This window comes from Candidatus Eremiobacterota bacterium, assembly GCA_031082125.1.
Lineage (GTDB): Bacteria > Vulcanimicrobiota > CADAWZ01 > CADAWZ01 > Ess09-12 > Ess09-12.
On sequence record JAVHLM010000031.1, the window covers coordinates 52,397 to 70,475 of the forward strand.

General features: G+C 54.4%; 11 protein-coding genes and 1 riboswitch. Of the genes, 5 read left to right on the forward strand and 6 right to left on the reverse strand.

Annotated elements, in window-relative coordinates; translation table 11 throughout:
- The first annotated feature begins 40 nt into the window (after positions 1–40).
- Positions 41–154, forward strand: a riboswitch (TPP riboswitch).
- 5 nt (positions 155–159) lie between these two features.
- The 5 genes from RDV48_25775 to RDV48_25795 form a co-directional block, all read right to left on the reverse strand.
- On the reverse strand, positions 160–837 hold the full coding sequence (locus tag RDV48_25775) for a response regulator transcription factor (GenBank protein ID MDQ7826237.1): 678 nt from the start codon (positions 835–837) through the stop codon (positions 160–162).
- 130 nt (positions 838–967) lie between these two features.
- A complete protein-coding gene (locus RDV48_25780; GenBank protein ID MDQ7826238.1) occupies positions 968–2,914 on the reverse strand; it encodes a histidine kinase in 1,947 nt (648 codons plus the stop codon).
- Positions 2,914–3,261: a roadblock/LC7 domain-containing protein gene (locus tag RDV48_25785; GenBank protein MDQ7826239.1), complete on the reverse strand. Its 348-nt coding sequence runs from the start codon at positions 3,259–3,261 to the stop codon at positions 2,914–2,916. Before RDV48_25785 ends, RDV48_25780 begins: the two co-directional genes overlap by 1 nt.
- A gap of 84 nt (positions 3,262–3,345) precedes the next feature.
- Complete coding sequence (locus RDV48_25790; GenBank protein MDQ7826240.1) at positions 3,346–5,787, reverse strand: roadblock/LC7 domain-containing protein; 2,442 nt, start codon at positions 5,785–5,787, stop codon at positions 3,346–3,348.
- A gap of 83 nt (positions 5,788–5,870) precedes the next feature.
- Positions 5,871–9,548, reverse strand: a complete 3,678-nt coding sequence (locus RDV48_25795; GenBank protein ID MDQ7826241.1) for a tetratricopeptide repeat protein — start codon at positions 9,546–9,548, stop codon at positions 5,871–5,873.
- 406 nt (positions 9,549–9,954) lie between these two features.
- On the opposite strand from RDV48_25795, the gene RDV48_25800 reads away from it, so the two are divergent.
- Genes RDV48_25800 through RDV48_25820 form a run of 5 tightly spaced genes read left to right on the forward strand, consistent with a single transcriptional unit; the run spans position 9,955 to position 17,028 of the window.
- Complete coding sequence (locus tag RDV48_25800) at positions 9,955–11,313, forward strand: DUF4352 domain-containing protein (protein ID MDQ7826242.1); 1,359 nt, start codon at positions 9,955–9,957, stop codon at positions 11,311–11,313.
- 56 nt (positions 11,314–11,369) lie between these two features.
- Positions 11,370–12,671, forward strand: coding sequence for an ABC transporter substrate-binding protein (locus RDV48_25805; protein ID MDQ7826243.1), 1,302 nt, complete (start codon positions 11,370–11,372; stop codon positions 12,669–12,671).
- A 20-nt stretch (positions 12,672–12,691) separates the two neighbouring features.
- Positions 12,692–13,489, forward strand: coding sequence for a DUF4352 domain-containing protein (locus RDV48_25810; protein ID MDQ7826244.1), 798 nt, complete (start codon positions 12,692–12,694; stop codon positions 13,487–13,489).
- 1 nt (position 13,490) lies between these two features.
- Complete coding sequence (locus RDV48_25815) at positions 13,491–14,768, forward strand: DUF58 domain-containing protein (protein MDQ7826245.1); 1,278 nt, start codon at positions 13,491–13,493, stop codon at positions 14,766–14,768.
- Positions 14,752–17,028, forward strand: coding sequence for a transglutaminaseTgpA domain-containing protein (locus RDV48_25820; protein MDQ7826246.1), 2,277 nt, complete (start codon positions 14,752–14,754; stop codon positions 17,026–17,028). The genes RDV48_25815 and RDV48_25820 overlap by 17 nt, the downstream gene beginning before the upstream one ends.
- Here RDV48_25820 and RDV48_25825 read toward each other — a convergent pair.
- Entirely contained in the window at positions 17,003–18,073 is a 1,071-nt protein-coding gene (locus RDV48_25825; protein MDQ7826247.1) for an SIS domain-containing protein, read from the reverse strand. The two genes, RDV48_25820 and RDV48_25825, sit on opposite strands and share 26 nt — an antisense overlap.
- Between the last annotated feature and the right edge of the window lie 6 nt (positions 18,074–18,079).

An 18,079-nucleotide genomic window follows, 5' to 3' on the forward strand; every position in this document is an offset into this window, starting at 1 on the left:
TTTTCCCCATTTACAAAAAAAAAATTTGTGCTATAATAGGGGATACCGCTAGGGGAGCAGGTTGTATCCTGCTGAAAGGGTGACGGCAACCAGTCAACGACCCTCAATACCTGACCTGGGTAATGCCAGCGGAGGGAAGCGGTGCTCACCGCACTTTTCCTAATCCACAAGCCCCTTCCTCATCGCTTCTGCCACGGCCTGGGCCCTGTCGTTCACGTCAAGCTTCCTGAAAATGGTGCGAAGGTGTGCCTTGACGGTCTTCTCGCTGATGGTGAGCTGCTCGGCAATCTCCTTGTTTGACTTCCCCTCGGAGACGCACTGGAGCACTTCAATCTCCCTGTCGCTCAGCTCCTTGATGGGCGAGGTCTTGCCCGGGGCGGGGACTTCCTTGGCCATGTGGGCGAACTCCTTGAGGACCTTCCGCGCAAGGCCCGGCTGGATGAGGGAGCCTCCGGAATGGACCACCTTGATGGCGGAGAAAAGCTCATCCTGGGATATGTCCTTCAGCACGTAGCCGGTGGCCCCCGCTTTCACGGACTCCATCACGTACTCTTCCTCGTCGTACATGGAGAGGATGATGACCTCCACGTCGGGATGTTCCTTCTTAATCATCTTGGTGGCCTCGATGCCGTTGATCCCGGGGAGCTTGATGTCCATCAGCACGATCTCGGGCCTGAGGGATTTTGTTTTCTCCAGGGCGTCCCTGGCGGAGCTTGCCTGGCCCACCACATTGAAGGAGGACTCCAGCTCGAGCATCTTGGCAAAGCCTTCTCTCACGAGGGTGTGGTCATCCACTATGAGGATTTTGATTTTTTCCAGCTCGTCTTGTTTTTCCACTGCAGTAAGTCCTCCTCATGGGTTCGATACTTTCCAGATTCGCCCTTTTCCCATAAAAGCCTGCACGGTATTTTCACCACTCAGGCCCTGCTTCAAGCCCGTTCTCTCCGGCAGGCTGCTCAGCTTAAGCCTACTCCGAAGGCTGGAGGCTCCTTTCCATGGGTATCCCCGCGCTCACCGTCGTGCCTTTCGCCTCATCGGAGATGATATCAAGGGTGCCTCCCACGAGGGAGGCTCTCTCCTTCATTGTCTGGAGGCCGAAAGAATCGCCCGTCGTGAATTTCTGATGTACCTTCTCCCACCGGAAGCCTTTCCCGTTGTCCACGATCTTGATGGAGAGAAAGGCAGGCTCGAAGTAAATCTCCACCCAGGCCTTCTGGGCATGGGAGTGCTTCCTCACGTTGATCAGAGCCTCCTGGACGATGCGGAAGGCAAGGGTTTCATACATGGGCGGAAGACGCTTCTCGCGCTCGTTTACTATGAGCATTATGGAGATGCTGCTCTCCTTTTCAATGCGTTTTATCAGGTTCTCGATGGAAGGCACGAGCCCCAGGTCATCAAGAGATGAGGGCCTCAGATTGAAGATGATATGGCGGATCTCCTTGACCGATTCCGCCACGATCCTTCTGAGCTCCTCGAGCTCGCCGGCCACCGACTCGGGCTTCACTGCGAGGAGGGACTGGGAGGTCTGTATCTTGGTGAGTATGCCCACCATGCTCTGGGCTATGCCGTCATGGATCTCCCCTGCGATGCGCTTCCTCTCCTCCTCCTGCGCCACGATCACCTTTGAGAGGAGATGCTCCACAAGGGTCTGCTTTTCCCGCGCGCTCCTGTAGAGCTGGGCATTTTCTATGGAGATGGCTATCTGCCCTGAGAGGGTGAGAAAGAGCGACTTCTCCTTCTCGGTGAGCTTGTGCGTCTTGTCGGAGAAGAGGCACAGAATCCCGATAAGCTTTTCTTTCGCCAGCAGGGGAAAAGCGGCCATGCTCTTCATCCCGTCGCGTGACGCCTGCGAGAGGAGCACCGATGACGTCATTCCCTCGAGGTTCGGGATGGCCATCTCCTTCCGTATGGTGATGAAATCCTCGATAAGGGTGTCCGAAAGCGAGAGCTGCACCTTGGCGATGAAGCGGTCAGAGAGGCCCCACGACGAAGAGACGGTGAACTTCTTTATCCTGTCGTCATACATGATGATGGCGCCCGCCGCGGCGTCAAGGACCCTGAGGCAGAGCTGAATGATCTTCTGCTGGAGGGACTCTATCTCAAAGGTGGAGGTAACGATGCCTGAGAGATCGGTGAGAATGGCGAACTCCCTCACCTTCTCATCGAATTCCCTCACGACGGCTCTTTCCCTTTTCTGGACAACCTCCTTCTCATGAAGGAGGCTCTGGAGCATGGCAAGGCATCTCCCCTGGATTATTTCAATGCCCTTCTCGCCGGCTTTTTTCAGGAATTTCTCGTCCAGATCCCCGGCGGAATAAAGGAGAATGTCGGCGCCCTCAATATCCATCAGCTCCTGCAGGGAGCCTGCTTGCGCTATGCCCATGTCGCCTGCAAGGGCCTGGGTGTCCTTGTCATCAGGGCTCACACAGATCCCGACCAGCTTGAAATGCCAGTTCCTGATGAGCATTGACAGGAAATCCCTGGCGGGGCCTTCAGCGCTGAAAAAGAGGACATTCTTGATCTTTTCCGGGAGTTTTTCATGGCTTCCCGGGGTGCGGGAGAGAATGCTCTTCACTTTCTCTTTCAGGTAAAGGGGGATGAAGGGCTTCGTGAAATATCCTTCGACCACAGGGTAAATATCATGCTCCACCGGGGAGATTTCTGACGACGAGATTATGATGACGGGAGTGAGGTGCTGCTGGGTGTTCAGAATGTTGAGGATCTGCCTCCCGTCAAGCTTGGGCAGGAGCAGGTCCATTATGACAAGATCAGGATATCTTTTCTGCAGAGACTTCATTACCGTGACGCCATCCCTGGCGATTTCGAGCTCGTATTCCGGGGAGTCGAGGCTTGATTCAATGACTGCGAGAATCTTTGGGTTGGCCTCGGCAATGAGTATCCTGCTTTTCACCATCAGAGGACTGCCCTCAGGTTCTCGGCCGCAGCCTTGATTTCGAGCCTTATGAGCCCCAGGTTTGCCACAGGGGTGCCTATAGTCACGAGGAAGGTGTCATTGTTGATGTTTTCAAGATAGTATCGTGCAGAATCAGCTTCGACAGTCACTCTTCCAAGTTTTCCGATCTCGAATTTCTCCTGCACGATGTTTTCAGCCGAGCCGTAAAATTCGCATATGGTGGCACCGATGAAGTCGGCATCTGTGGGGATGTCACCTGCATAAGCAATGACAAGGCCGTCCTTGCCTATGAGGAGTGCTCCCTGTATCCCGTTCACCTGTGCCAGGTTTGCCAGTATCTCTTCCATTGTTGTCTCCTCTCTTGTCTTGCCTGTGCTCAGGCACCTTGCTCTCCCTGCGCAGCTCTATGGGCCGCCTCTCTATTTTTTATGTCATACAAACACCGAGGTTATCATCATCGCGGAGCTGGAAAGCCTGGCTTTCCAGACTTCCTTGGGCACCTGCGGGCTGAGGACCGATATGAATATTCCTTCACCGTCAAGGGGGATGAGGGAGTAAAGGGCCTCGTCCGTCGTGACGCAGAGCTGCTTCACGCCTCCCTGCTCGAAGCGGGCAAGATGTTTTTCATTGTCAAGAAACACCTGGCTGCACACGCTGCTGAGAAGGTCGATATCCCTGTCGTCGCTGAAGATAAAATCTATGGGAAGCCCGTCCCTCGATACGACCAGGCTGCCTATCACGCCGTCTATCCTGCCGAGGTCCTCCAGGACCTTTTTCATGATAGTATCTCTCAGCTCCGTGGCGCCCTGGAGCTGCCCCAGGTCTTCCTCGCTGCTGCTCTCCTTGAGGGGCTCCACGAGGGCCAGCACCATCTCCTGGAGGGGGAAAAGGAAAAGGAGCCCTTTTTTCTGGCTCACGTATATTGATTTTGGCGCGTCAAACCGGGCATCGGTAAAGGATGACGTGATGCTTCTCGCGATTTCCGAAGAAAGTGCCGCCACCAGCTCCACAGTGCTCTCGTTCCCTTCCGGGGACAGGATGACGAGGCCTTCACTGCTGGCCAGGACAGGAATGGTGCCGTTCTGGGTGAGAAACTCGTTCAAGACATCCTGGATCTCGGCGGCGCGTCCTTCCAGGCCCGATTCTTCTATGGCGGCTATGGCGCGCTCGACGACCTGCTCCCTCGATTCGTCGGCGAGGAGCTCCTCCTGGGGGATCTCACCGGCGCGCTGTATATCGGTCTGGAACTCAACTTCCATCTGCTCTTCAAGGAAGCCCTCGCCGGCAAACTGGTCCTGCTCGGCAGGCTGCACCGAGGCCTTTTCCTCTCCCGCCTCGAGGGCTTCCAGGCTGCCCTCATCATAGGGCTTTGTCTCCTCTTCAAGAGAGAGGCCGTTTTCTTCTGCCTGGAACTCATCGATAAGGACATGGGAGGCGCTGCTGTCGGCGCGCTCCTCTTCAATGGCGATAAAGGGGTTGCTCGTGCTTATCGGGATGACTTCCTCGATAAGGAGCTCATCCTCCTCTACTGGTTCTTCCTGCTGCTGCTGCTCTTCCTTGAAGATCACCGGCTCCGGCGGCAGGGGCGCTGAAGGGGGAAGCGGCGGTGCGGCCTCCTCCTGTGCCTCTTCCCCGAAAAGCTTTTTCTTGAGGTCACTGAGCTCCTTGTCAATGAAATGGTGGGAGATGAGCTTTTCAATGTTAAGGCATGTGGAGCACTCCATGGAGGCGATCACATCCCTGAGATAGTCTGCTTTTGTCCTCTGGAGAATCGCACTCAGTCTCTCCTTGAGCTTTTCCGTGCCCTCCAGCACCACGATGGGAAGGTCGCTGTGCTTTTTGAGATAGAGCTTCGCCTCGCGCGGCAGGGGGGAAGCGGTGATGAGGACCGAGAGATCCGGGCGGTAATAGCTTATCCTTGAGTGAAAGAGGAATACTTCATCGATGGTGGCCGGTGAGTCCTTTACCTCCAGGAATATGAGATGCTGCTCCTGGTTCACCAGGATGTCCATGACCCTGAAATCCTTCTCTTCCTTTACCAGGATGTTTTCAGTATCCACGTGAAGCTCGGAGAAGAGCTGAAGCACATGGAGGGCGAGCCAGAAATTCGGCTTTGTCATGCGTTTTCCGAAGGCTGTGACAAAAAGCTTCTGGTCGATTCTCTCATCTGAGAGTATCCTGGCGCAGTGAGGGCATTTCAAGCCCCTCGAGGAGGCCTCCTGGATGGCGGAAAACTGCAGCACACGGCTGATCTGCCTGTTGGTGTCCCTGCAGTAGACGTAGAATTCCCTGTTCACGAGGCCCAGGCCGACGAGCATTTCAATGTATTCAGTGAGCTCATCCTTTTCCCAGGACTTCTCAAGCTCCTCAAGAAAGCAGTTCTGGCTCTTTTCCATGTCCTTGAGGAGGCGCCTGACGGGCTCATCCTGGAGGGCTTCGACGGCCGTGATGTCCTGCGAGGAGGGCACGAGGCTCATCGCGTCGGTTTTCAGGGTCGTGAAGTTTTCATTCACTGGTCTGTATGGCTCCCAGAGGCTCTCGTCCTCCTTTCTTCCCGGGAGGAGCGTGTTCCTTATGATGTTTTTAAAGCCGTTGAAGAGGTTCACTCCCTCGTTGTCAGCCGTCAGGCAGCCGCACTCGACAAAAGTCCTGTCCCGGGGAATGAAGAGATAAAAGATTATGCCGCTCTCAGAGCAGAAGAGCTCGCCGCAGGGCTCTCCTTCGGACTCGATCCTTTCAAGTCCCAGGCTCTCTCGGACCTTGTTCTTCGCAAAGCCGATCACGAAGGGAAAATTCTTCCTGAGCTCAAGGAGCACGGCCTGTTCATCCTGAGGTTCTATCTTTATGGGAAGTCTCAGCCTGCTAAGCTCCATTTCACATCACCTCGATTCTTGTAAATACCGGCAGGAGGTGTCCTCTTTCCTATGCCACATCTCTGGTGAAAAGCGCCCCGGCACTATGCTGATTTCGCCTTTTCCAGCTCTCTCTGTATGCTCTTTTTCAGTTTTTCATTGTTGGTCTTCGTCGCTATCTGGTAGGCTGTCTCAAGATGCCTTACGCATTCCTTCAGCATCTTCTTCCTCTTGTACACAAGCGAGAGGTTGAAATGGGCCGAGAGGTCCTGCGGATCAACCTCCAGTGTCTTGAGGTAAGCCTCAATTGTCTCGTCGAGCATGCCTGCTTTTGTATAGGCCACGCCAAGGTTGAAGAATGTCTTGGGGTCCCTGGGATTGAGCATGATGGCCTTCTGGTACTCGTTGATGGCCTGGTCAAGCTTGTTGATTGCGGAGAATGCGATTCCGAGATGGCTGTGGGCCTCGAAATTGTCAGGATTTATCGAGATTGCCTTTTTCAGGTACTTGATGGCTTCATCGGATTTCTGCTGCTGCAGGCAGAGGAGTCCCAGCTTGCTGAAGTTCTGGTCATCATGGGGGTCGAGCTCGATGGCTTTCTGGTAAGCCGTGACGGCCTCATCCAGATTTCCCTTCTGGATGTAGAGAAAGCCGACGCTGCTGTATGGCTTGGACCATGCAGGCGCATAGGAGCTCGCCTTGACAAAGTAGTCAAGGGCCTCATCGGTTTTCCCCCTTCTCAGCAGCACATTGCCCATGCCCATGAGGGCTGAAGCGAAGGCGGGCTCAAGGGTGAGGGCCTGGCGGTAATTGGAGATTGCGGCGTCCCATTTCCCCTTCTTCTGGAGCGCATCGCCAAGAAGGGTGAAGAGGGTGGGGTTCTGGCCGATGGCAAGCGCTGCCTCGAAAGTCCTGATGGCCAGCTCCGTGTCTCCCCTCTCAATATAGGCATTCCCCACTTTTTCAAGGAGGTCAAGGTCGCTTGAGTTGATGGTGAGAGCCTTCTGATACTGCTCTATGGAAAGATCGGTGTCCCTTTTGAGGCGGTAGACATCGCCGAGCTCTATGAGGGCCTCGTAGTAATGAGGAATTCTTTCCACGATGGCCAGCAGCTCCTGCTGGGCATCATCAAGCTCACCAAGGCGGATCATGCACTGGGCCCTCAGCAGCTTTATCTCGATTCTCTGGGGCTCAAGATTGAGGGCCTCCTCGAACTCCTGCAGAGCGAGCTCCCATTTCCCCTGGTTGTAAAGAAATCTTCCCATCTGGAAATGGAGGTCGGCGTCCTCATAGACCAGGAGGGCCTTCTTGAGCTCATTTTCCGCGGCGGTCCAGTTTCCCATCTCAATGTGAATAAGGCCGAGATAATAGGGGATATCGGGCTCATGGGAATCGAGCTTTTTGGCTTCGTTGAATGCATCAATGGCATCCCTGAGCCTTCCGAGGTGGGTGAGGATCCTGGCAAGCCGGTAATAGACCCTGGCCTTCTCGTCCCCGGGGGGATCGAGCTCAAGAACCCTGTAATAGGCCTTGGAGGCCCGTGAAAGCTCCTTGCGATCCTCGAGGGCCTGGCCGAAATCCCTGTGGAATTTCCATTCCTCGCTGTTTATCAGGATTGCGCTCTCAAGGAAATCCACGGCTTTCTCTGAGTCACCAAGCACGAGGTACGATTTCCCTATGTGGTAATGGGTAAAGGCATTCTGAGGATCGTATTTCAGCGAGGTCTGAAGCTCCTCGATAGCTTCCGTGTACTGCTGGTTCTCGAAATATATGAGCCCCAGCTGATGGTGAAGCTGGTAATGCTGCGGGGCGATTGATATGGCGCGCTGAAGCTGCTCGACTCCCCTCTTGATGTCCCCTGCACGGCGGTATGCCGACGAGAGCTCCTGGATGTAGGTCACATTTTTCGGGCTCTTTGCCACGGCGGCAAGGAGAAGCTCGATCCCCTTTTCCATGTTGTCCGTGGCGAGATAGCAGAGGGCCGCGTAGAAATTATATTCGGCATTCTCCGAGTCAAGCCTGAGGGCTCCCAGGAATGAATCGCGGGCCTCTTCATACCTGCTCTGCTCGCGGAGTGCCAGCCCTCTCCTGAAGAAAGGCTCATCCCAGTAGTGGTTGTACTCTATGCACCTCCTGTAGGCGCTCTCTGCAAGGTCCCAGAAGATCTTGCCTTCGAAGACCCGTCCCAGCTCGAAATAGGCCCTGTCGGTGGGCTTGATGGAGATGGATTCTCTCAGGGCTATGATGGCGCTGTCCCAGTCCTTGATCCTGGCATAGACATCGCCAAGGGCGCGGTGCACAAAGTGGTTTCTCGCGTTGATGGAGAGTGATTTCCGGTATGAGGTGATGGCTTCCTCGTATTTTTTAAGGGCCACGCAGGCATTGCCCATCCAGTAATATATCTGGCTGTCATCGGGCTGGAGGTTTGTGGCCTTGATGAACTGGTTCACCGCCAGGTCAAACTTTTCCAGGGACATGTAGGTGAGGCCCAATTGCACGAAGATCCTTGGATTCTCAGGGTCCAGGCTGAGAGCTTTCTGAAAGCGCTTGATGGCCAGATCAAGCCTTCCCAGTATGGCAAAGCTCTGACCGAGCTCCAGGTGGGCATCGCTCATCTCCGGGTTTATCTCAATGGCCTTCTGGAAGTCCCTGTTGGCGGAATTATAGTCGCCCAGGCGGGCATGGATTCTCCCCATCTCGTAGTAAGCCTCGGGGTTCTTGGGCTCCAGATGGAGCGAGGTCTCGAACTCCAGGAGAGCCTTGGAAAGCTTTCCGGCGAGGCTGTATGAAAGGCCAAGGTTATAATGGATCTGCGAATCATTGGGATCCAGATCGATGGCCCTCATGAATTCTCTTACGGCGGCATTTAGATCTTTAAGGTGCAGGTAGGCAAGGCCAAGATTATTATGAGTGTAAGGATCATTCGGGTCGATGCTTATCGCTTTCCTGTACTCATCTATGGTTTCGGGCCAGCGCTCCATCCTGGCATAGACACGGCCAAGGTTGTAGTGGGAGAATGCATCATTGGGATCATATTTTACCGCCTTCTCAAAGCTCTCAACGGCCTCGGGGAACTGTTCCTTCTGGATGTAAAGCGCGCCCAGGTTGATATAGGCCGGGGCGTACCCGGGCTCGAGGGCGATTGTCTTCTTGAGCTCCTCGATGGAGCTGTCAACCTTTCCGAGCTTCCCGTAAATGAGGGCAAGATGGAAGTGCCCCTCGGTGTTCCTGGGATCGAGCCTGATGACCTTTTCCAGCTCTTCCTGGGCCTTCTCGTTCTTGCCCTGGCGGAAATACACGAGACCGAGGGAAAGCCTTGCTCCCGCGTCATTGGGGTCGTCAATGACGGCCTTCTGGTAGTCTTCAATGCGCTGCAGCCTCTCGAGCTCCTGCTGGATTCTCCGCTCTCCCTTGCTGTCATGGAGGTTCTGGACAATTCTGAGGGCTATCTGGAGCTCCGTGACGGCCTTGTCCTTCATCCCCATTTTTTCAAATGCAAGTCCCAGGTTGAAATGGGCGCGGTGATAGTTGGGATTTATTGAAAGGGCCTCCTGCCATTCCCTCACGGCAAGATCAATGGCACCCTGACGGTAATAGATAGTGCCCACCTCGTAGTGGGCCAGGAAATTGTCAGGGTTGATCTTGAGGCTTTTCTTGAACTCCGAGATGGCCTGATCCATGTTGTTGGAGTTCAGGTAGTTCGTAGCCTGCTTATAATGATACTGGGCTTCATCGGTTCCCGAGTTTTTGCCGTTCTTTGCCGGGAACTTTTCGTTGCTCACCTTATCACTCCTTGGATGTGACTGAGAATTGTCATCATAACTGTGCTCCCCATGCTGTTCCATGGGCGGAATACCGAACAGACGCTCTTCGCGGCGTTCCACATAATTTTTGACAAATAATTCATTATTCCTTCTTCACAGTGCTCCGGGGAAAGAGAGACGGGAGGGAAAAAGGCTTCCATAAATTTACTTTTTGTCTATTGCACCATCTCCTGTTTTATATTATAATGAATCGGAACATAGAGAAAACGCCGTAACGATGGCTTTCGGGATGCTGGAGCAGGGGAAGGTGAGGGCGCCCGCTTTTACGTTCCGCCGCAGCCAGTTTTTCCGGGAGTGAGCAAAATTGGCAAATTTTGGAATATCACGGTCAAAATGGTGGTATTCAGGGAAGAAGGGAGATTGTATGAACAGGGGGGTTCTTGCGGCTCTGATCTTCTTGAGCATCGGGGTAATGCTTCTTCTCCCGGCGTGGGGCCAGGAGGATATTTACTCTGTCTTTCTCAATGGCACAAGGTTCCAGGTGACGCCCGTCGAGCGCGATAACATCGTCTATCTTCCCGTGCAGGCCTTCGCCTCAAAGCTCCAGCTCTCCTTTGAGTGGAACTCGAAGCTCAACACCATCAAGATAAATGACCAGATTGTCAATGCCCGTCCTCTGGCTCTTGAAGGGATACTCTATCTTCCCGTTGAGAGTATGGCCCAGGCTATTAATGCAGTGGTGAAATGGGACAGCAGGAAGAAGCGCATCCTTATAGACGTGCCTGACAGTCCCCTTGCCGCCTCATATCAGGCGGGAGCCCCGGGGAACAGGGTTGGCGCCGTCGTTCCAGTTCCATCAGCCGGTTCTCAGGGGAACAGGGTTGGCGCCGTTGTTCCCGCCCCGGCAGCCGGTTCTCAGGGAAACAGGGATGGTGCTGTCGTTCCCGCCCCGGCACAGGGCTCCCAGGGGAATCAGCAGGCTATCCTGGCTTCGGCCAGGAACAAGACCGAGCAGGTGAACAGGAATGCCACGATAAAGATTACAAGGCTTGAGGAGAATGTGGGTGCAGTGCTCTCCAACAACGCGCAGGGGAAGCAGGTACCCTCGAATCTTCAGCCCCTCAACACGACGAGCATCCCTCTGGAACAGGGCTCTTCAAGGAATTCGTACGAGACGCCGGGGAAGAGCGGCCTTGCCCAGATGCCCCAGGATATGAAAACGTTCCCTTCCCCCAGCGCCTACCCGGGCACAGGGAACGAAAACCCTTCCGATTCTCCCATAATTCATCCCATGAATGCTCCGCCTACCATGCCCGCGGGGCTTCAGCTCCCGCCTTCAGGCCCCCAGTTCCCCGGGAGCATCCAGGACCCCCAGATGCCTGCGGAGCTCACCTCCACGCCCGCTTTTCCCCAGGCAGGCAATTTTGTCTCCAAGAACGCGAGAAACCAGGTTTTTTCCGTGACGGTGACCAATATGGAGCAGCTGAACTCCATCAAGAATTATTACAAGCCAAATGCCGGGAGCAAGTATGTGGTGATCTACATTTCGCAGCAGAATGTTTCTGAGCAGGTGCAGATTTATACCGGAAAGTTCTCGCTCTCCGATGAAAACAACAAGATCTATGAGTACCAGGAGGGGCTCAGCAATTTCTGGCTGGTGATACTCAAGCCAGGCGCCATCAATTACGGCTACCTTGTTTTCGAGGTGCCTGACTATGTGAAGCCTGAGCGGCTGATACTCCACGCGATGAACCAGTCGCCCCTCACCCTGAAGCTGGACTGAAGGCTGAGATCTCAGAGAAGGATATAAAATAGGTGTCACGTCACAAGGAGGAGAGTATGTTCCCGAGCTCAATTCGCACCATCGCAGGAATAGTTTTTCTCGCATTCCTCGCCTGCTCAGTCCTCGCCGGCGCCACGCCTGCCCTCGGCAAGGACCCGGTGCAGGTGGTTTTCTGGCACGCTATGAGGGGAGAAAAGCAGGTAGCCCTCGCAAAGCTCATTGAGAAATTTCAGAAAGAGAATCCCGATGTCACCGTGCAGGAAGTGGCTGCTCTCAGCCCCCATGAGAGAGGACTGGGAAATGATTATAACCATCTTTACCTCAAGCTCCTCCAGGCCGTTGCGCAGAACACCCCTCCCGACCTGGCACAGGTCTATGAGAACTGGGCCACTCAGTTTATCGAGATAAAGGCAATCACCCCCGTCGAAGAGTTCAGGAAAGGTAAATATCCGCTCACCGACAAGGAAAAGGAAGATTTCTTCCCCATTTTCAGGGAAGCCAACTCTTTTAACGGCGCCTTGTGGACTATTCCCTTCAACAAAAGCGTCTATGTGCTCTACTATAACCGTGACATGCTGGAGAAGAACTCCATCAAGGTTCCCAGGACCTGGGATGAGCTCAGCGAGGCATCGAAGAAGCTCACCGTGAGGAGCGGCGATGAAGTCAAGGTCTACGGCTTCATCTACACCCCGTCAGTTGATATGTTCGGCCACTGGCTTTACGCTTACGGCGGCGAATTTATCTCAGGCGACGTCGCCACTTTCGGAAACGCCAGAGGGGTGAAGGACCTGGAGTACTGGGTCCAGCTCACCAACAGCGACAGGACCGCCCTTCCCAGCTTCAATGCCTACGATGACTTCCTCAAGGGGAAAGGGGCTTTTTATATCGATTCCACCTCGCGGATTGCCCCGCTGATGAAGCACTGTCCCTTCAGCTTCGGCATCGCTTCCGTGCCTGAGGGGAGCGAGAGGACCTATCAGTCTGCAGGGACCAACCTCGCCATCTTCGCAAAGAGTGATGAAAAGAAGGAGGCTTCGTGGCGCTTCATGCGCTTCCTTGTGGCTCCTGAGAACACGGCATTCTGGGCCATCAACACCGGCTATCTGCCCGTACGCCAGTCGGCGGTGAAACGTCCGGACTACCAGGTTTTTCTCAAGAGCCACCCCGATTTCAGCGTGGGAATCCAGTCTATCAACTACGCGAAGTCGCCGCCAAGAAACCCTGCCTGGGAAACCATAAGAAACTATATCAACGATGCTATTTACGAGGCCATATCGCAGACTGCGACGCCCACCAAGGCCCTCGAAAAGGCAGTGACCCATTCCAATGACCTTCTCAAAGGAATGAAGGGGCAGTGAAGCAAGAAAGGGGCATTCCCTTGAATAAGAAATTAGCTGTCATACTCCTGAGCATTGTGCTGTTGTGGTGCTGCGGCAGGGGAGCCTCAGCGGCACAGGTTTCCTATGTGACTGTCACGGTGAATGGCAAGGCTTTGAAAGAGAAAGCCATTTATGTCGAGGGGCTTGTGTATCTCCCTGTCGATGCCATAGCAAATGCCCTTGGCGTCTCCTACGAATGGGATCCTTCGAAGAAAAGAATCACCTTTAACGGGAAGCCTCTCACCGGCAAGGCCATCAAGATACAGGGCGTCCTTTACGTTCCGTCGGTGTCTGTGGCAGAAAATACCAACGGACGGATCAAAATGGATCCCCAGAGCAAAGCTCTCAGCATATTTACTGGAAAAGACATCGGCGTAAAGACACCCACGCCGACCCATACCCCGGTGGCAACGCCCATCCAGAGCGTGAATGAGCCCTTTATACCGATAAAAGCAGAGAATGACGTCTTTAAAGTGACGATAACCAACCTGGAGACCGTTACCACCGTCAAGGGGCAGAACACTTCCAGGTCGGGCAACAAGTTCATTATTATATATTTATCTCAGCAGAACATTTCCAACGAGGTGCAGATCTATACGGGAAAGTTCGCTCTCGTGGACAGCAGCAGGCAGGTCTATGAATACCAGGAGAGCCTGAGCAATTTCTGGCTCCTGGTGCTGCGCCCCGGGGGAAACAACTTCGGCTACCTCGTCTTTGAAATCCCGGTGAATGTCCAGCCCATGCAGGTGGTGCTCTCGACGACCACGAGGCCTCCCCTCACGCTCAACCTCCGGTAAGATGAAAGCACTGTTCAAGAAGATCGCCTGGTTTTTCTCCTTCCTGGTGCGCTATACCGATGAGCTCACCCTCGCTTTTATTGCGGTCTTTCTCTATATTGCCGCGGGGAGCACGCAGACCGGATGGCTTTACTTTATTGTCTCCCTCATTATTTCTGTGCTCCTGCTCGGAGCAGTGCTTCCTCAGCTCAATATAAAGGGTATTAAGGTATGGAGGGAGCTTCCTTCCTTCTGCTACGAGGGAGAGACTATCACCTTGACCCTGAGGGTGCAGAATGAATCTGGAAGGAGAAAGAACCTCATCTCTCTCAGGGAGGACTCCTTAGACCCCCTCTTTTTCTCCTCTTCCGGGGAGGCATTCCCTGTTCTTACCCTGGAGAAGGATGAAGCGCCGAGTGTCTCCACCTCCCTCACCTGCCTGCGGCGCGGTATCGTGAAGCTCGAGGGCATCAGGATCCGCACCTCCTTCCCCTTCGGATTCTTCCCGGCCGAGCGCCATGTCAATTCATCACGATGGATCTCCATTCTGCCAGTCGGCCCCCGTATCGAGATGCTGAGCGGGGTAATGACCGCGATAAACTCGGCAGGGTGGCATATTTCCCTCTCTTATGCGGGGACAAGCCACGAATTTCTCGGGATAAGGGAATATGAGCCGGGCGACAGCACAAGGACGATCCACTGGCCGAGCACCGCAAAGCTCGGCAGGCTCATGGTGAAAGAATTTTACCGGGAGAGGCTCACCACCCTCATAGTGGTCATAGATGCCGTCGAGCTGTCGAGCCTCGGCGAGGGAAAGGAATCAGCGCTTGAATACGAGATAAAGGTGGCCGCCGGCATTGTTGAGTGTGCAGGCCGCCAGAGGATCCCCCTCATGCTCGCCGCGTCAGAGGGTGATGAGGTCCATGTCCTGAAAAACTCAAGAAGCCTCCAGGCCCTTGAGTTTCTTGCCGGGATTGAAAACAGGGGGAGGAAGAGCTCCTCAGCCCTGCTTGACGAGGTTTTTTCCCGGAGCGCCATGCGCGGCCATATCCTGTTGCTGCAGACAGAGCCAGCTTTTGATTATGAGGTCATCAAAAAAGTCCTGAGAACGGGCTCGAAAATCCAGGTCGTTTTCTTCCAGGGCTTCACGTTTCACCGCGGCTCTTTTCCGGAGGGAGACTACCGGAAAGCCCGCGAGGAGCTTTCCGGCCTCGGGGTGCCGGTAATGTCAGTGAACAAGGGCGACAATCTTGAAGAACGTCTCAGCCAGTGGAGTGCAGGTCATGCTGAAGCTCTTTAGAAAACTTCTTCGTTTCAGGCCCAGGCCGGAGCATTCGGTTCCCTACAGGGTCATCACCCTTCTCACGGTGATGACGGGAATCCTGGCGGTGCTTTACCTGGAGGAATGGCCCTCATTTACCCCGGTGGTCACAGGCGGAACAGTGCTGGGATTCTGGGTAAGCTGGATACGGAGGGAAAAGAAAAACTGGTGGCTGAAAGGTATTATCTCATGCCTCATGATGGTGAGCCTCTATGATTTTTTCAGGAACCTGATGATGAACCCCTTTGATCCAAGGGTCGCGCTGGCCAACCTGCTCCTGTGGCTCCAGACTCTCCACAGCTTTGATCTTCCCGCCCGGAGGGACCTCAATTACTCGCTGCTCGTGGGGCTCATTCTCATCTGCCTTGGCGCTTTTCTCAGCCAGGACCTGGTCTTTGCCCTGTTTCTCGTGATCTTTGTGCTCCTCAGCATCTATGCCCTTTATTACAACTGTCTCTCCCTCTCCGAAGAGTCACCGGGGCGCCGTCAGAGTGAACGCCTGCCGCCATGGAGTGTCCAGAGGGCTCTCATCTCCCTGGCCTTCATGATCCTGCTTATCACCCAGGCGGTGTTCCTCGTGATCCCCAGGAGAGACGCCCTCAGCATCAGGCACCTGCCTATCTCGATTACTAATTTCCCTTTCATGAGCCAGGGTAAAATAAAGAATCCCGCCTATCCCATGAGCGGATCCCAGGACGGGACGCCCCTCTGGAAGAGAATGAGGTTCAACGCGGACAGTTACTTCGGCTTCAACAGCATCATGGACCTCAATTTCCGGGGCAGGCTCTCGCGGGAGATAGTGATGCGCGTCAAGTCCACGGAATACGCCTATTACAGGGGAGTGGCCTTTTCCAGGTATACGGGGAGCGCATGGCTCGCCAGCGAGGAAAAGCCGAAGGAGATCAGCACCGTTGAGCCTCCCCTCCTGGTGAGACTAGAATCTCCCGGGCAGAAGAGAAACATCCAGATATTCTATATCCAGCGTGAGCTTCCCAACATCATCTATGGCGCCTACCAGCCCTATGAGCTCTATTTCCCCACGCAGAACATCTTCATGGACAGGAACAGGACCCTGATAAGCCCCTTCAACCTGGAAAAAGGTATGATTTACAGCTGCGTGAGCGTCTCGAGCGAGCCGGAGCGCAGAAGGCTTCTCTACATGGCGCCTGTGGAGAGCCAGCCCGGTTTCAGCCTGACACAGCAGGAGTACCTGGAGCTTCCTCCCCTGAGCAGCCGTCTGAAGAACCTGGTGAGCAAGATAGTGAGGAATTATGATCGCCCCTACGAGAAAGCCCAGGCTCTCTCGACGTTCCTTAAAACCAGTTATCCCTACGATCTTGACATCCCCCCCTTTCCCGGAAACGCGGAGCACGTGGATTATTTCCTCTTTGAGCAGAAAAGAGGCTACTGCGAGCACTTTGCCACGGCCTTCGCGGTCATGTGCCGTACCTGCGGCATCCCTGCACGCCTTGTGGCAGGTTTCGCCCCCGGCACCTACAACCCCATAACGGGGTATTACGAGGTCAGGAGTGAAGATGCCCACGCCTGGGTGGAGGTATACTTCGCACGGTACGGCTGGATGGCTTTTGATCCCACGCCGGGCTTCAATGATGACCCGGGAAGCCTCCCGAAGAAGAAGACCTGGATAGGTTCGGCCCTTTATGAATACTTTGAGAGCCGCCTCTCAGCCGCCTGGCGCAGTGTTCTCGGCAGGTTTTCATTGCTGCTGCGCCCGGTGTTCATCGTGCCTTCCAGGAAAGAAGCCTTCAGGCTGCTGCCTCTTGTTTCCGCAGTGGCAGCAGTCCTTGTGATCTCCGTAATCTGCTTCAGGAGAAGGAAGACTCTCTTTTCCCTTTACCACGGGGTTTTACTTGCCTTACAGGGCCTGAAGAAGAAAAGAGCGGGCTTTTCTTCAAGAAAGGATCTCTCCCGCAGGGAAAAAGATGATCCGCTGCGCAGGAAGATCCAGGACCAGTTCCATGGGATGCTCTCATGTCTCGCAAGGAAAGGATGGAAAAAAGAAAAATCGCAGACACCCCAGGAGTTTGTTGCCGAGGTGGCGGCAGAGACAGGTGAAAGCAGCGAGATGCTGGAGCTTGTGAGGTATTTTCATCTTTCCCGTTATGGAGCCCGGCCTGTGAGCACCATGATGCTCCAGGAAAGCATCAAAGCCCTCAGGAAGGTGAAGCGGAGCCTCAGGCAGAGGAAAAAGACTAGAAGTAGGGCTCCTTCCACTTGATGAAGGGCACGACATGCTTCGGCTTGTCAGGATTGTAAGCCTTGGATATGGCGGTATAGAAAGCGAGCTCCTGCAGGATCGGCATCATGAGCATATCCCTTGAGAGCTCCGAAAGGCCTGATTTCAGCTCAAAGACAAAGTCGCTGTTGCCCAGGCGGCTGTCTGCCTCCTCGCATATGACCAGCCTGGGGCATTTCATCGCGGCGAGCTCGCCCACCACGACACCCTCGCCCTTTTTCAGCGAGTCTGACGCGAGAATCACCACAAGAGACTGGTTTGTTCCGTAGGCTGCATTGCCATGGCGGAGCTCCAGCACATGGCACGCTTCGGAAGGCGTGTTGGAAATCTTTTTCATCAGAAGGCTTCCCTCGCAGGCAAGCCCGTAATAGGAGCCGCTTCCCGCCACGAGCACGCTGGTGAACTTGCTGGCAATGACTTTCTGCTGGATCTCCACCTGGTATTTCTTGGTTTCAAACATGGAGGGCACCTTGGTGAGCTCCGTGAGAAAGGGCATGTTCTGCATGAGGAGGCCGGTAATGATCTTGACGGCAAAGACAAAGCTGGAGAAGGCCTTGGTCGATACAGTGGCTTCCTCTTTGGCCTTCTCAATGACGATGGTCTTGTCGGCCTTTGGGATAATCTCGCTGTCGGGGTGGGGGCAGATGACCATAATCTTGGAGTTCTTCGAGAGCTCCTTGATTTTATCGATGGCCCACAAGGTTTCCGAGGACTGGCCGCTCCGGCTCATGGCGACGATCAGGGTTTTTCTCCTCTCCTCGAAGGGAAGCTTGCCTGAAAAGAGTATCTCTGAGCTCGGGAATGCATAAGAGGTGACGCCGGTGAGGCTCATAAAGAGCTTCGCGCTTGCCAGGCTTGCATTATAGGAGCTTCCCGCCCCCGTGAAGACCACCTGGGTGAAAGCTTCCTGCCTGAACCATGTGACAAGATCCTGGCGCATCTCATTGATGATTTTTATCGTGTCCTGCAGGGTATCACGCTGCTGGTTGATTTCATTATAGGTAATGGCACCACGCTGTTGAAGCATACCTAT

Coding starts and splice junctions, on each gene's coding strand:
- RDV48_25785 (MDQ7826239.1), bottom strand. CDS start 3,261: ATGGAAGAGATACTGGCAAACCTGGCACAGGTGAACGGGATACAGGGA.
- RDV48_25815 (MDQ7826245.1), top strand. CDS start 13,491: ATGAAAGCACTGTTCAAGAAGATCGCCTGGTTTTTCTCCTTCCTGGTG.
- RDV48_25805 (MDQ7826243.1), top strand. CDS start 11,370: ATGTTCCCGAGCTCAATTCGCACCATCGCAGGAATAGTTTTTCTCGCA.
- RDV48_25790 (MDQ7826240.1), bottom strand. CDS start 5,787: ATGGAGCTTAGCAGGCTGAGACTTCCCATAAAGATAGAACCTCAGGAT.
- RDV48_25825 (MDQ7826247.1), bottom strand. CDS start 18,073: ATGCTTCAACAGCGTGGTGCCATTACCTATAATGAAATCAACCAGCAG.
- RDV48_25780 (MDQ7826238.1), bottom strand. CDS start 2,914: ATGGTGAAAAGCAGGATACTCATTGCCGAGGCCAACCCAAAGATTCTC.
- RDV48_25820 (MDQ7826246.1), top strand. CDS start 14,752: ATGCTGAAGCTCTTTAGAAAACTTCTTCGTTTCAGGCCCAGGCCGGAG.
- RDV48_25800 (MDQ7826242.1), top strand. CDS start 9,955: ATGAACAGGGGGGTTCTTGCGGCTCTGATCTTCTTGAGCATCGGGGTA.